Origin of the sequence: Oceanobacillus saliphilus (assembly GCF_023522835.1) — a bacterium.
Classification (GTDB): domain Bacteria; phylum Bacillota; class Bacilli; order Bacillales; family Amphibacillaceae; genus Oceanobacillus; species Oceanobacillus saliphilus.
Genome location: NZ_JALCZU010000004.1, coordinates 12341 through 28442, shown reverse-complemented (window position 1 = coordinate 28442; position 16102 = coordinate 12341). Strand labels below are relative to the sequence as shown.

Sequence of the window (16102 nt, the reverse complement as noted above, 5' to 3'; positions counted from 1 at the left end):
CTGAAAAAATACGATAATGAATTCAGCTAAAGGAAAGAAAGTAGGATTGGAGCATGAAAATCTTCTGGCTGCGTTTTGCTATATTTAGCCTTTTATGGATGCTAATCATTTTGCTGGATAGCAATCAGATTCCCCTGAGTATCGTCAGCTTTGCAATTGCTTTAGGGTTTTATTTTATTCTTTCCTTACGTAAGCGGATGTTAATAATTTATTTATGTCTCACTGGTATGATTACGTTCCACGGTTATTTTCTGACCGAAGAAAGTCTACTTACGATGCAACTGTTGTTTTTTTGCATGGCAGATGCGGGTTTTCGCTTAAAGCAGACTCGACTGTTCAGCTATTTAATGGTTACGTCGGTTTTGTCAGTATCTTTTTTATGGTTGAAAGATGGTTTCCAATTGGAATGGGTATTGATGGCAATACTGCTTTCAGTACTCATACTCATCATGAATGCAATTGTAATGGAACGACAGGAACAGAACGAATTGTATGAACAGCTGCTAGGTGAATATCGAAAGCTAAAGCGAATGAATATGGCAGGCGAGCAGGATGCGAGACTACAGGAGCGGACAAAAATTGCACGTGACATTCATGATTCCGTCGGTCACCGGTTGACGGCACTGATCATGAAGCTTGAGATGCTCACTATCCAGCATAAAAATAAGCATTATGATGAATTGAAGCATATGGCCAAGGACAGTCTGGAAGAAACACGGCAGGCAGTAAAAGCTTTACAAACAGAGCAAAATGAAGGGATTGCCACTGTGATTCATCTTATCCGTAAGCTGGAGGCGGAAAGTCATATCCAGGTCCAATTTACGTTGAAACAAGGCATCCTGTCTGTCCCACTTTCCAATGAAAAAAGCATTGTTCTCTATCGCGTCATCCAAGAAGCATTAACAAATGCCATGCGCCATGTACAGACGAGAGAGGTCCAAGTTACGTTGGGGAAATCAGCAACGGGAGATGTTGCTTTTGAAATTACAAATGCAATCTTTCAGCCGAAGCCATTTACATTCGGTTTCGGGCTGACAAATATGAGAAACAGACTGAAGGATATAGACGGTACACTGCATGTTTATCAGACTGAAAACCAATTTGTTGTTGCTGGCAATATTCCAAGTTAGGGGGGATGCTCATGTGGAAGGTTTTGCTTGTGGAGGATCAGACCATTGTAAGGCAGGGGTTAAAGGTAATATTGGAACAGGATAAGAATATTCAAATAAGCCATCAGGCTGAGAATGGGCAACAGGCAATTGAAATAATGGAGAGACATCTGATTGACTTCATCATGATGGATGTTCGGATGCCAATCATGAACGGCATCGAGGCAACACGAAAGATAAAGCAGCGAACAGGGAAATAGCGAATGAGCTATATCTTTCCGTCGGTACAGTCAAAAATCACTTGACGACAATTTTACATAAAACAAATTTACGGGATCGAACACAACTTGCGATTTATGCTGTAACACATAATATAATATCGGATTAAAATAAAAACTAAACATAGTGTCATAAGATTGTTAAAACTGACCTCTTCACTTTGCTATATACTTGAGGTAAAGGCATCGTTCAAAGAGGAGGTGAGCCGCTTGCTTGAGATTATTTTGGATGAATTTCATTTTTCAACCTTGTGGAACGGTGGAATACTGCTGTTTTCCATGTTTGGAGCAATTATTTATTTCTTTCTACTTCCTTCGTCCAAACGTCATCCATTATGGAAATCAATCCTATTTTTGGCAGGATTAATTATCATTTTTATTGCTATTGGCAGTCCCTTGAATGTAACCGGCAGAATTAAGTTCAGTTCCCATATCATTCAATTGGTTCTACTGTTACTTGTAGCTCCACCGTTGATTATAGTTGGGTTTAAAACAGAGATATTAAATCGAATCCAATCTGTTTCTGTGATTAAAAGAGTATTTGATCAATTAAGGAATCCGATAACGGCAACGATTCTCTTCCAAGGATTCTTATACGGCTATCACATTCCAATCGTATTTAATTTTGCAAGAATTGATCTGTATTTAAATTACTTTTTTTTATTGGCATTATTTATTTCGGCACTATTGTTTTGGATTCCGATTTTATCTAGGAAACAGTTAGCGAAAGGTCGAAAGTGGAAGTACGCAATGTTGAATGTGTTGCTTTTGACTCCATTCAGTATCATTTTACTTATGGCTGATGAAGGCATTTATTTGATCTATTCGGATATGAATTTATTCATATCTGCACTGGCATTATGTTTGCCAGATTTAACCGATGTCCCTCCAGAGTTTTTCGCGTCGCTTTTACCATTTGATCCCGTTCACGAACAACGACTTGGTGCAACTATATTCTTGATCAGTCAGGTAATTATCGTTCAGGGTGTGACGTGGGTGTCCATTAAATGCAAGAAATATAAATCGTAAAAAAACTTTTCGCTAGTCGGAAAGTTTTTTTAAGGAGTAGGAAAGTATAAAATTTTGGCTGCAATTAATACTTACACCTAAATGGCCACGTCTAGCTCCAGCGCCCAGGGACTAGCGAGACTTCCTTCACCTCCGTACGATAAGTCAACATCGACTCTCTCCGTTCGTCGTGTTTCCTTTATCTCCTACGCCTCAGTCCAGTCCGTACGTCCCTAAACGGGCGCCCTGCGCTTTTGTTGTTGCAAAACAAGACAAATTCCGACAAAAACCAGGGAGTGACAGACACCAATAAGTGACGGAGGTCATGGTTGTGGGTCGATATAGTGACTTTAGTTAGTGTTTGCGATTCATTGAAAATAATAGACTGGGGTTATGGGAGGGGTACTGGATGCTTGAGTTAGTCGATTTATCAAAGAAATTTAAACAAAACAATGCTGTGAAAAACGTAAATATGTTTATTGAAAAAGGTGAAATTGTTGGTCTTCTTGGCCCGAATGGAGCTGGGAAATCCACCGCCATTTCGATGCTGTCTTCGTTGGTTATACCGACAAAAGGAGATGTCCGATTCAATAATAAGAGTGTGATTAAACATCCGGAACCACTGCGAAGAGTTATTGGAATGGTGCCACAGGAAATTGCTTTATATGAGGATCTGACCGCCGAGGAGAATTTGAAATTCTTTGGCAGGATCTATAAATTAAAAGGAAATGCTCTCAAAAAGAAAATCGATGAAGTGCTGGACCAGATTGGACTGACAGATCGCCGGAAAGATATTGTTAAAACTTTTTCGGGAGGGATGAAAAGGCGTTTAAATATTGGAGTGGCAATGCTTCATGACCCGGAAATAATGATAATGGATGAGCCGACAGTTGGAATCGATCCACAATCCAGAAATTATATTTTGGAAACGGTGAAACGTTTGAACCATGAAAAGCAAATGACAGTGCTGTACACGAGTCATTATATGGAAGAAGTGGAATTTCTATGTGACCGTATTTACATCATGGATCAAGGAAACCTGATTGCATCTGGAACAAAGGATGAGATTAAGCGGATTCTTTCAGCGGAAAAGGCGATATTGATCAAATCGAACCGTTGGAATGATACATTTATTACCTCACTAAAGCAAGACCCAACAGTGAATCGAGTCATCGTTGAAGAGAAGGAAATCACAATAATGGTACCAAAGGAAATCAACATGTTCTCTTCCTTAATCAGAATAGCTGAGGATGCCGGAATCGAATTGAATTCGGTTGATATAAAGACACCGACTCTTGAAGATGTTTTTCTTCATCTTACAGGTCGGGCGCTGAGGGATTAGGGGGAAGGAAAGATGATAGGACAAATTGTAAAAAAGCAACTGTTAATCCTGCTTCGTAACCCGGTACAAATTTTACTTTTGGTTGGGCTGCCAATAATACTGATTGCCATTTTGAGTATGGCACTAGGTGGAACGATGAGTGGAGAAGCACCTAAAATTAATCTAAAGATTGCCTTCCTCGAACATGGGGACGAAGAAGAACAGATAGATCGTTTCGTTTCTGATATCGAACAAAGCGCATTACCTGATGAAGCTACGGAAGCCATCCGCTCTAATACTAGCCAAGTGGCACCGATACGAATTCTGAAAGACCATATATTTGGTAGTGATGATCTTGAAGCAATGATCGAATTTCATGTTGTTGAGCCTGGGGAGAGAGAACAAATTTTAAATGACAGCAGTTACACAGCAGTTGTGGAAGTTCCAGAAAACTTTACGTATGAAGCTCTTGGGTCGATGGTTCTTGGCGGGGCTGCGCCAGCATTGCAGATTTCTGTTAATGATGAGCAGCAACTCGGCTCACATATTGTTACACAGATTCTGGAAAGTTTCCAGGAGCAATTAACATTGGGAACCTTTTTAGGGAAAAAGGGAATGGACGAAGCTGTCCTCCAAGTTGAAGAGACGTTCGGAGAAGTATCAATAATCGCGCAAAAAAATCCGATTACAACACAAGGGTATTATACAGTCGGAATGGCGGTTATGAATGTTCTTTTTATAGCATCAACACTCGGTTCCATTGCATTTATGGAGAAGAAAACCCACGTATTTGATCGGATGATTCTCGGAAATATTTCCAGGTGGACATATTTTATAGGTGTATTTGTTTCCAGTTCGCTATTCGGATTTATTCATTTACTAATTGTGTATGGGTTTTCCTGGATTGTTTTCGGGGTGAAATGGCCGGATTTAGTTGCTTTCTTTCTCGTAACGATGGCATATGCAATCGCTATCGGTGGAATCACCGTGTTGCTGACTGCCATTAGCTACCGGATTAATTCGGAAGTAATTACAAATTTCTTCTCAGCAATTGTCGTAACATTCATGGCTGTTCTGGGTGGAAGCTTCTTTCCGATAGGGGATTCGTCTGCAGTTATACGGATGCTCGGTAACTTAACCCCTAATGGTGCGGGCATGTCTTCCTATCTAACCATTTTAAGGGGAGATGGCATTTCTGAAATAAGTCATCATCTTCTGTTTATGTTCCTATTTGCATTGCTATCCATAACGATAGCTGCCATTAGTTTTCCGAAAAGGAGGGCATCATGATGATTGGAATTTTACAGGCTAAATGTAAACTATTCCTTAGAAACCCGCTACTATTTGTCATTTTTACGGGGATGTCCATTGTGTTTGCACTTATCATTGGTGGGGCAATTGGAATGAATACCATCCATGTTCCCGTATATGCAGAAAATGAGACTGTACAAGATTCTTTTATCGGAGAATATCTGGAGGAAACGGATGTATATCAATTTAGTTGGATGACGAAGGATGAAATGCTTGAAGAAATCTCGAATGGAAAGGCAGAAGTTGGAGCAGTGCTGCAGGAATTTGATTATCAGCTAATTGTAGGTGTGGAATCAGTCAACACTGCTATGGTAGATCAGACATTAAGAGACGCATATATGAGAAACATACAGCTGGAGCAAATGATTACTGCTGCAGGTGCAGATACAGGTCGTGAAAGGGAAAACGTGTTGGAAGAATTGCAGTCTGCCATGGCGTCACCTGTATTTACAATAGAAACAACCAGCTTTCGAAGTTCGGACAGCTTTATTTATGACAATACGTTTCAATCGCTGTTCGGGTTTTCCTTGTTTTTTGTTATCTACACAATTGCCTACAATGTTCTTCCAATCTTAATCGAAAAAAAAGATGGAATCTGGGATAGGATGATACTGTCTCCTATAAAAAAGTGGGAAATGTATGTAGCGAATCTAGTCTATAGTTTTTTTGCAGGTTACTTGCAGGTGTTGATTATCTTCCTCATCTTCCGGTTTTGGGTTGGTGTTGATTTTAATGGGAGATTCTTGGAAACATTGGTCTTACTTATTCCTTATGTATTCTCGATTGTAGCTTTGTCAATCTTCCTCACGTCACTCATGAAGAATGCAGAGCAGTTTAATGCAATCCTACCGATCATAGCTGTCAGTATGGCAATGATTGGTGGTGCGTATTGGCCAATTGAAATTGTTGAATCGGAAATTTTGCTTGCATTATCCAAAATTAATCCGCTCACATATGGAATGGAAGTGCTTCAAGGGGTTGCCGTATACGGTTATTCTATAGAAGAATTGCTATTGCCAATAAGTATTTTATTGCTAATGGGTGTTGTTTTTATGGGCTTGGGTATTCACTTAATGGAAAAGCGGCATGTGTAACAATCCGCAAAAAGTCCCGTTATATATTGATAGGAAAAAAGTTGTCCAAAAGGGCAACTTTTTTTAATATATCCATAACATGGATGACTTTTCAGCTATATTTTCTAGTATAATAGTATTATAGAAAATGAAAGGGGAGTCAACGTGAAAAAAAAGAAATTATGGAAGAAAATTGTTATGGGACTGTTTTCAGTTCTGTTGATTATAAATATTATTGCTGGTTTCTTCTTTTATGATTTGGCGATCGAACGGAATGTCAAAGATTTTCTAGTCGGAAATGCTGATTTGGAAGTTTCTGCTGAAGCGATGGATGTCTTCCTTGCTGGTGATTGGCGGGACTGGTCAGCGCAGCAGTCTTTTGAACTGTGGGAAATGGAATCCTACGATGGTCTTAATCTGAAAGGTTATTACTTGGAAGCGGAAGAGCCTACTAATAACACAGTAGTATTTGCACATGGGTATCTTGGACGAGCTAATGACATGTCTTTATTTGGAGAATATTATTATGAAGAGCTAGGCTACAATATGTTCACTGCCGACCTCCGTGGACACGGACAAAGTGAAGGCGATTATATTGGATTTGGTTGGCATGACCGTCTCGATTACGTAGATTGGGTAGAAAAAATTATAGAAGAACTTGGTTCCGATACGGAAATTATCTTACATGGTGTTTCAATGGGAGCAGCCACCGTACTGATGGCAAGTGGTGAGGACCTTCCGGAAAATGTGAAAGCCATTGTAGCAGATAGTCCATATACAGGAGTTCAAGAATTATTCTCCTATCAGCTTCATCGAATGTTCCACCTCCCGGAATTTCCGATTATACCGACTACCGGACTAGTAACAAACATGAAAGCCGGCTATACGCTGAAAGAAGCATCAGCATTGAAACAAGTGAGAAAAGCAGAAATACCGATTCTATATATTCATGGAAATAAGGATACTTTCGTCCCAACTGTTATGGCAGAAAAATTATATGAAAATACGAAAAGTGACGCTGAAATTATTATATTTGAAGAAGCGAGTCACGGCGAATCCTTTGTTGTGGAAAGAGAAGCCTATAAGGAAAATCTAAGTTTATTTCTGAATAAATATATCCAATAATGATAAAAACCTTCCTGTTTGGAAGGTTTTTTTATGCATAATTTATACGGCGTATTAACCTAAAACAGAAATATTTTTTAGTATTAATGCATATTTATAAATTTTTTTTTATAAATATACTTGCATAATCGTCTGTGAATCACTATAATAATGAATAATTATAAGTTAATAAAGGAGCGGTATCCATTGAAGAACGCAGGAATTATTGGGGGAACAGGTTACGGGGCAATTGAGCTGATAAGACTTTTGCAAGCTCATAAAAATATACATTTAAAAAAGATAATCTCCCATTCACAGCATGGAGAGCAAATTTCTACTATTTATCCACATTTAATTAACTTTATAGAGGAATTGATGCAGGAATTACAGATTGAGAGTTTAAAAGAAGAGTTAGATATTTTATTCTTTGCAACACCTGCTGGGGTAGCTAAAGAAATCATCCCTCAGTTCGTTGATTCAAAGGTTCAATGTATAGATCTTTCCGGGGACCTGCGATTGAGTTCGCCTTCTGAATATGAATTATGGTACGGAAAGAAATCAGCACCTCAGAAATTGATCGACCAGGCAGTTTATGGATTATCTGAAATATATCCTGAGCAAATTAAACAGGCCCAGATCATTTCCAATCCTGGTTGTTTTCCTACATCGGCATTACTTGGGCTAATTCCTGCGATTGAACAAGGAATTATGAGTGAAAAGAGAATTGCCATTGATGGAAAAACAGGTGTATCTGGTGCAGGAAGAACACCAACAGCAATGACCCACTTTTCTGAGACGAATGAAAATGTAACACCATATAAAATTGGAAAACATCAGCATATTCCAGAAATTGAGCAATACTTAACAGATAAGGCGAAGGAACCTATTACGGTGGCATTTACAACACATTTGATTCCAATGACAAGAGGATTGATTTGCACCATGTACGGCCAATTGGCCAAGGAAACTTCCACAGCGGAAGTAATCCAGGAATACAAATCATACTATGAAAACCATCCCTTTGTCAGGATACGCGAAGAAGGTATTTTTCCTTCTACAAAGGAAGTGTATGCAAGTAACTTTTGTGATATTGGCATTCACGTGGATCAAAGAAGCAATCAAATCATTATTGCATCTGCGATTGATAACCTTGTTAAGGGAGCGGCAGGGCAGGCCATACAAAATGTGAATTTAATGAATGGCTGGGAAGAAACACTTGGGTTACATTCGATACCGATTTATCCATAGGGGGGGCAAATGATGCCATTAATGACAGAAAGTAAGATAAAGATGCAGCTATTGGAGGATGGACATGTAACAAGTCCTAAAGGATTCTCAGCAGGCGGGGTACATTGTGGATTAAGAAAAAGCAAGCTGGATTTCGGATGGATTCATTCCGAAAATCCTGCTTCTGCTGCTGGTGTGTACACATTAAATGCTTTTCAGGCAGCACCATTAAAAGTGACGAAAAACAGCATTCAGAAGGATAATTTAATTCAGACAGTAGTTGTTAATTCAGCAAATGCCAATTCCTGCACTGGTGAACAAGGGTATTCGGACGCCTTGATGATGCAGAAAATGGCCGCTGAGAAAATGGAAGTTAGTATTGATCATGTTGCAGTCGCATCTACTGGTCTCATCGGAGTCCCATTGCCAATGGAAAATATTAAAAAGGGTATCCATTTAATGAATCATAACAGTGCTGCAGAAGACTTTGAGCATGCTATCTTAACGACGGATACGGTGACAAAACACATTGCTGTCCAACTGGAGATTGATCATCAAACGATAACAATCGGCGGGGCTGCAAAAGGATCTGGAATGATTCATCCTAACATGGCGACAATGCTTTCGTTTATCACAACAGATGCAGCCGTGGACCCTGATAGTTTGCAGCTGGCATTGAGGGAAGTAACTAATAAATCATTTAACATGATTACGGTTGATGGAGATTGCAGTACGAATGACATGGTACTAGTGCTTGCAAATGGCCAGCAAAAGAATACGTTACTAAATGAGTCACATCCAGATTGGACGGCATTTAAAGCTGCCCTGCAATTCGTAAGTGAGGAACTGGCAAAAATGATTGCAAGAGATGGAGAGGGCGCAACCAAACTGGTTGAAGTGCATGTAAAAGGGGCACCATCAGAAACCGCTGCAGGTTACGTTGCAAAAGCAGTCATTTCTTCTAATCTTGTAAAAACCGCTGTGTATGGCGCTGATCCGAACTGGGGCAGAATTGTATGTGCCGTCGGATACAGTGAACAGCCATTGGATCCGGAAAAAGTCTGTGTTTCCCTCGGAGATATTGACGTCGTAAAAGATGGTCTGCCACTTGATTTTGATGAAGCAGAAGGAAAAGCGTACCTGGAGAATAAAACGGTGAAATTACAGATTGATCTACAAAATGGTACCAATGAAGCAACGGCATGGGGCTGCGATTTAACCTATGATTACGTCAAAATAAATGCTTCCTATCGGACATGAGGTGACTTAGATGAATATCATTGTGCTAAAAATGGGCGGTAGTGTGCTGGCAGAATTACCGGATTCCTTTTATAAAATGGTTGTCAACTTAAAGAAACAAAACATATGTCAGCCTGTCATTGTACATGGAGGGGGTCCTGAAATAAACCAGGTCCTGGAGCAGTTAAATGTGAAAACTGAATTTGTTGATGGCTTACGAGTAACGACAAAGGAAGTATTGGATGTGGCCGAGATGGTAATGAGCGGATCAATCAATAAAAAGATTGCCGGCAAACTGCAAATGCAAGGTGGTACGGCCATTGGACTGAGTGGTGTGGATTGTTCCCTTTTGCAGACGAAACCTGTAGATCCGATACTCGGATTTGTTGGTCAGGTTGAAGAGGTAAATACAACCTGGCTGCAGCTGATTATGGAAAATGGTGGAATTCCGGTAATAGCACCTATTGGCATCGATGCTTCAGGCCAGCATTATAACATAAATGGAGATGTGGCCGCAGCAGCCGTTGCCCAGGCATTAAAAGGCAAGCTTGCATTCATCAGCGATATTCCAGGAGTGATGGAAAACATTGCCGGTAAAGAAATCGTCCACGCGCAATTGACCAAAGAAGAAATAGAGCAAAAAATAGCTTCCGGTATTATTTATGGAGGGATGATTCCCAAGGTCCGATCCGCATTAAAAGGATTATCGGGCGGAGTGAAAGAGTCGGTCATTTTAAACGGGTTGGCTCCCGATGATTTAAAGAACTACATGGAAGGAAAACAGGCCGGAACGAAGGTAATCAACAAGAAGGAGGTACAACATGTCTGATACAGCAGTTAATCAATCACCTCTTCCTGTAATGAATACGTATCAACGATTTCCCATTACCATCGTAAAAGGGAAGGGAAGTTATGTATGGGATGATAACGGGAAAAAATATTTGGATTACACATCGGGAATTGCAACCTGTAATTTAGGGCATGTACCGGAACAGGTTCACGAGAAACTTAGTAATCAGCTTGATCTGCTATGGCACTGCTCCAATCTGTACAGTATACCTCCGCAAAATGAACTTGCATCATTATTAGTGGAACATAGTTGTTTTGATCAAGTGTTTTTTTGCAACAGTGGAGCAGAGGCAAATGAAGCAGCAATCAAATTGGCGAAAAAATATGCAAAAGATAATGGATTTCCGGAGCGAACAGAGATTGTGACATTCCAGCAATCATTTCATGGCCGTACCGGTTCAACAATGGCAGCAACTGGCCAGGAAAAAATTCATAAAGGATTTACACCGTTAACTTCTGGGTTCCGCTATTTGAACTATAACGATGAGGCAGCATTGGATGAAGTGAATAATGGTACGACAACTGCAGTGTTACTCGAGTTGGTTCAAGGTGAAGGCGGTGTGAATAAAGCAGAGCTGGACTGGATTAAAAAACTGTCCCAAGTATGTAAAGAAGCAAATATTCTGTTCATGGTTGATGAAGTACAAACAGGGATGGGACGTACGGGTACATTATTTGCTTACGAACAATATGGAATTGAACCGGATGTGATGACACTTGCGAAAGGACTCGGTTCAGGATTTCCAATCGGTGCGATGCTTGCAAAAGAGAATATTGCCGTTTCATTTGGACCCGGTACTCATGGAAGTACATTTGGAGGAAATCCATTAGCTTCCAGTGCAGGGATTGCTACAATGGAAACGTTGCTGAACGAAAATATCCTCGCCCATGTGACATCGACAAGCAAATGGCTGAACAATCAGCTGGAAGAATTGAAGGAAAAGCATAAATTGATCGAGGATGTCCATGGGATTGGCTTTCTAATTGGTTTGAAATTAACAGCGGAAGCAGCTCCCTATATTAATGAATTCAGAGAAAAAGGAGTACTCGTCCTCTCGGCAGGTTCTCATATACTGCGGATATTACCGCCATTGACAACGACTAAGCAGGAGTTAGAGATCTTTATACAGCTATTGGAAGAGGTAATGACGGATGGAAGGAGTTAAATCATGACTAAAGGATACCTTATACTTGAAACCGGTGAAGAGTTTGAAGGGGATTGGTTCGGTGCCGAGCAAGAAATAAGTGGTGAAGTTGTCTTTAATACAAGTATGACAGGTTACCAGGAGATGATGACAGATCCATCCTATGCAGGACAAATATTGACGTTCTGTTATCCGATTATTGGTAACTATGGCATAAATGAAGAAGATGATGAGAGCCCTAAACTATCTGTTTCGGCAATTGTTGCAAGTGATATTTGTGATGATCCGAGCCATTATCAGGCAACATCCTCCTTTTCAGAAGAATTAAAAGAAGCAAATATACCAGGACTGAAAAATGTAGATACACGTTCATTGGTTGCAGCTATCCGCAAGCATAAAACGGTAAATGGAAAAATAGTATCCGAACAAGGTAAAAAGCATTTTTCTGCAGCGTGGAAAAAACACAGTAATATGGAATTGGTCAATCGTGTGTCTGTAGACGTCCCAGAGTCATATGGAATTGGCACGTATCATGTAGTTCTTATCGATTTTGGTTATAAAAAATCAATTTTAAAGGCATTGTTGAAACAAGATTGCAAAGTAACAGTCGTACCATACCATACATCCATCGAAGTGATTGAAGCGATGAATCCACATGGTATATTACTGAGCAATGGTCCTGGAGACCCGATGGAACTTAAACCATATTTCCCTGCAATGAAAGCATTGATCGAAAAATATCCAACACTTGGTATTTGTCTAGGCCATCAGCTTATAGCCCTTGCTTACGGAGGGAAAACGAAGAAAATGCCTTTTGGACATCGTGGTGGAAATCATCCTGTTAAGGATTTACTGACAGGAAAGGTGCGCATGACATCTCAAAACCATGGTTATGTCGTAGAAGAAGATAGCATCGACCCAAGAGATTTTCAGGTTTTATTCCGGAATGTGAATGACCGCTCTCTTGAAGGTATGAAGCATGTGAGCAAACCAATACAATCTGTTCAGTTTCACCCGGAAGCACATCCGGGACCAAGTGATACGGAATATATTTTCAACGAATTTATACATCAAGTAGTTTCTGCAGCTCAGGAGGGAGCACCAGTATATGTCGAAGCATAAATCTATAAAAAAAGTATTGGTTATCGGTTCCGGACCAATTGTTATCGGTCAGGCAGCAGAGTTTGATTATGCAGGTACACAGGCATGTCTTGCATTAAAGGAAGAGGGCATTGAAGTCGTTTTAGTCAATAATAACCCTGCAACGATTATGACCGATGAGCGAGTGGCAGACCATGTGTATATGGAACCGCTTCAGGTCGAAACACTCGAAAAAATTATTGCAAAAGAAAAGCCGGATGGTTTAATCGGAAGTCTTGGTGGGCAGACAGGGCTGAATTTAACGGTTGAACTTTATGATAAAGGTATCCTTGATAAGTACCAAGTTGAATTGCTGGGTACTTCTGTTGCTTCCATCAAGAAGGGGGAGGACCGTGAATTATTCCGTCAATTAATGATTGATATCAACGAGCCGATTTCAGAGTCAAAAATAGTTCAGACAGTGGAAGAAGGAATGGCATTTATTAAGGAAATCGGTTTTCCTGTCATTCTTCGGCCTGCTTATACCCTTGGTGGAGAAGGGGGCGGTTTTGCATATGAAGTGGAAGAATATAAGAATCTATTAGAAAAAGGACTTATGTTAAGCCCAATTGACCAAGTTCTCGTTGAAAGAAGCATTAAAGGATGGAAGGAAATAGAATACGAGGTTATGCGTGATTCAAATGATACATGTGTCATCGTCTGCAATATGGAAAACATGGACCCAGTTGGTGTCCATACCGGTGACTCCATCGTTGTTGCACCTTCCCAAACATTGTCTGATGTGCAGTATCAAATGCTTCGGACAGCCTCCCTGAAGGTTATACGTGCACTTGATGTTGTCGGTGGATGTAATATTCAGTTTGCTTTAAACCCACATTCCAATGAGTATTGTATTATCGAGGTAAACCCAAGGGTCAGTAGATCATCTGCCCTCGCTTCCAAGGCTACGGGATATCCAATTGCCAGGATTGCTGCAAAATCTGCAATCGGATATACACTCGACGAAATTCTAAACCCGATCACAGGAAATACATATGCATCCTTTGAACCGGCTTTGGATTATATTGTCGTAAAACTTCCCCGTTTTCCGTTCGATAAATTTACGGAGGCAGATCGGACATTAGGTACACAAATGAAGGCAACCGGCGAAGTTATGGCGATAGACCGGACATTTGAGGGCGCTCTGAATAAAGCAATCCGATCGCTGGAAATGAATATGTATAGTTTGCATTGGCCGGGCATGGCTGAGAAATCGCAGGAAGAACTATTAGAATTATTAAGGATTCCAAATGATCTCCGGATATTTGCAATTGCAGAAGCTCTCATGCGGGGAGAAGAACTTAAAACGCTCATGGATCTGACAAAGATAGATTACTGGTTCCTGCGTAAAATCCAAAGAATTCTTGAATTAGAGCAGAAACTAACAGGTTGTGACTTGCCTGATGTTCCGGTTGAACGATTGAAGGAGGCCAAACGTTTTAATATCAGTGACATTCGTCTAGCTGAACTGTTTGGGACATCCGCGAAGCAATTAAGGGAATTTTATAAACGTAATGGGATATCACCTTCCTATAAGCTCGTTGATACATGTGCAGGGGAATTTGATGCCATCACACCTTACTATTATTCAACCTGGCATGGTAATGATGAAGTGGTAACGACCGATAACAAGAAAAAAGTTCTCGTTCTTGGTTCAGGTCCAATCCGGATCGGTCAGGGAGTTGAATTTGATTATTGCTCTGTCCACGCAGCTTTAGCTCTTAAAAATAGCGGCTACGAAGCGGTTGTCATTAATAATAATCCGGAAACAGTCAGTACGGATTACTCTGTAGCGGATCGGCTGTATTTTGAACCACTGGCCTTGGAGGATGTACTTTCTGTAATAGAAAAAGAAAAAGTCGCGGGAGTGCTCATACAATTTGGTGGTCAGACGGCTATTAATCTGGCAAATGACTTAAAGGATGAAGGAATCAACGTACTGGGCACGTTACCTGAACATATTGATCAAATGGAAGATAGGGAACAATTCTATGAATTCCTGAATCAATTGAATATCCCGCATATTGCTGGACATATCGTTCATCAATCGGAAGAAGTGGCAACTTTAGTGAATGAACTGGGCTTTCCGGTATTGATTCGACCTTCCTATGTAATTGGCGGACAATCGATGTTTATTTGTTACAACGAGAAAGAATTGCATCATTATGTGTCAAGAATTCAGAAAGACACAAATGATCGCTGCTGGCCATTGCTAATCGACCAGTATCTTCCTGGCCTGGAATGCGAAATCGATGTGATTAGTGACGGAGAGCAAGTAATCGTACCTGGTATTTTTGAGCACATTGAGAAAGCGGGTGTTCATTCCGGCGATAGTATGAGTATTTTTCCACCTGTATCATTGAGTGAAAAGACGAAAGAAAAGATGCTTGAAATTGCACGTAAGATCAGCAGCAAATTGCCTGTAATCGGAATGATGAACATACAATTTGTTATTCATGATGAGATTATTTATGTGCTTGAGGTGAATCCGCGTTCTTCAAGAACGGTTCCAATTATGAGTAAGGTAACGGGTATACCAATGATAGAATGGGCGGTAAAAGCACAATTGGGAACACCATTGCATGAACTGACAGATAATGTAGGCTTATTGAAGGAACCGGCATATTACACGGTTAAAGCACCAGTATTTTCAGCAAGTAAATTAAAGGGTGTTGATCATGTACTTGGACCGGAAATGAAATCGACTGGTGAGGTTATAGGTTTGGCCTTCAATAAAAAAGAAGCTTTGAAAAAAGCTTCACCAATTGCCTTCCATGTGGCCGGGCATACAGATCCGATACAATTATTTGTGTCTATTTCGGATCGTTTAAAGAAAGATAGCTTAAATTTGATACGCCAGTTTGGAGCTTCTGGAGCAGTCATTACTGCGACATCCGGGACATCTGACTTTTTGCTGGCAAATGGCATCGAAACGAATGCCATCGTGAAAGATAAAAATGATTTGCTCAACCATTGGGAACAGGATGCACCCCATATTGTCCTGAACATTCCTAATCAAGGCCGCGAGAAAGAAAAAATAGGTTTTTATATTCGTGAATTATCTGTACGATATCAAGTTCCATATTTTACGAGTTTGGAAACACTTGAATCCGTTATGGACTGGTTTCATGATGAATCGATAGAAGAACAAGTTATATCTCTACAGGATTATGTTGCAAGTATCTCAACTGAAAACAAGCCTGCTGCAGAATATCTCTAACACACAAAAACAGCTGACAATCATTTGTCAGCTGTTTTTATGATTATCTAGGAAATTATAGATTTTTTCGTTTGTAGA

The 16102-nt window shown here is 40.2% G+C and carries 12 protein-coding genes and 1 pseudogene; all 13 read left to right on the top strand.

The window, feature by feature from the left end; genetic code table 11:
* The first annotated feature begins 53 nt into the window (after positions 1–53).
* The 13 genes and pseudogenes from MN204_RS08160 to carB all read left to right on the top strand — a co-directional run bounded on the left by MN204_RS08160 (position 54) and on the right by carB (position 16024).
* Positions 54–1130, top strand: coding sequence for a sensor histidine kinase (locus MN204_RS08160; RefSeq protein ID WP_249870598.1), 1077 nt, complete (start codon positions 54–56; stop codon positions 1128–1130).
* 11 nt (positions 1131–1141) lie between these two features.
* Positions 1142–1497: pseudogene (locus tag MN204_RS08155) on the top strand (response regulator transcription factor).
* A gap of 100 nt (positions 1498–1597) precedes the next feature.
* A complete protein-coding gene (locus tag MN204_RS08150) occupies positions 1598–2416 on the top strand; it encodes a cytochrome c oxidase assembly protein (RefSeq protein WP_249870597.1) in 819 nt (272 codons plus the stop codon).
* A gap of 388 nt (positions 2417–2804) precedes the next feature.
* A complete protein-coding gene (locus tag MN204_RS08145; protein WP_249870596.1) occupies positions 2805–3737 on the top strand; it encodes an ABC transporter ATP-binding protein in 933 nt (310 codons plus the stop codon).
* A gap of 12 nt (positions 3738–3749) precedes the next feature.
* A complete protein-coding gene (locus MN204_RS08140) occupies positions 3750–5006 on the top strand; it encodes an ABC transporter permease (RefSeq protein WP_249870595.1) in 1257 nt (418 codons plus the stop codon).
* The gene (locus tag MN204_RS08135) at positions 5003–6121 is read left to right on the top strand and encodes an ABC transporter permease (protein WP_249870594.1); all 1119 of its coding nucleotides are present in this window, start codon (positions 5003–5005) and stop codon (positions 6119–6121) included. Before MN204_RS08140 ends, MN204_RS08135 begins: the two co-directional genes overlap by 4 nt.
* 144 nt (positions 6122–6265) lie before the next feature.
* A complete protein-coding gene (locus MN204_RS08130; RefSeq protein WP_249870593.1) occupies positions 6266–7225 on the top strand; it encodes an alpha/beta hydrolase in 960 nt (319 codons plus the stop codon).
* A gap of 186 nt (positions 7226–7411) precedes the next feature.
* Positions 7412–8452: an N-acetyl-gamma-glutamyl-phosphate reductase gene (gene argC / locus MN204_RS08125; protein ID WP_249870592.1), complete on the top strand. Its 1041-nt coding sequence runs from the start codon at positions 7412–7414 to the stop codon at positions 8450–8452.
* A 21-nt stretch (positions 8453–8473) separates the two neighbouring features.
* Positions 8474–9691, top strand: a complete 1218-nt coding sequence (gene argJ, locus MN204_RS08120) for a bifunctional ornithine acetyltransferase/N-acetylglutamate synthase (protein WP_306798647.1) — start codon at positions 8474–8476, stop codon at positions 9689–9691.
* Positions 9692–9701: 10 nt separating this feature from the next.
* A complete protein-coding gene (argB, locus tag MN204_RS08115) occupies positions 9702–10499 on the top strand; it encodes an acetylglutamate kinase (RefSeq protein ID WP_249870590.1) in 798 nt (265 codons plus the stop codon).
* A complete protein-coding gene (gene argD, locus MN204_RS08110; protein WP_249870589.1) occupies positions 10492–11685 on the top strand; it encodes an acetylornithine transaminase in 1194 nt (397 codons plus the stop codon). Before argB ends, argD begins: the two co-directional genes overlap by 8 nt.
* 3 nt (positions 11686–11688) lie before the next feature.
* Positions 11689–12786 (top strand): carbamoyl phosphate synthase small subunit, encoded by a 1098-nt coding sequence (locus tag MN204_RS08105; RefSeq protein ID WP_249870588.1) that lies wholly within the window; start codon positions 11689–11691, stop codon positions 12784–12786.
* Positions 12773–16024 (top strand): carbamoyl-phosphate synthase (glutamine-hydrolyzing) large subunit, encoded by a 3252-nt coding sequence (carB, locus tag MN204_RS08100; RefSeq protein ID WP_249870587.1) that lies wholly within the window; start codon positions 12773–12775, stop codon positions 16022–16024. The genes MN204_RS08105 and carB overlap by 14 nt, the downstream gene beginning before the upstream one ends.
* Positions 16025–16102 lie beyond the last annotated feature (78 nt).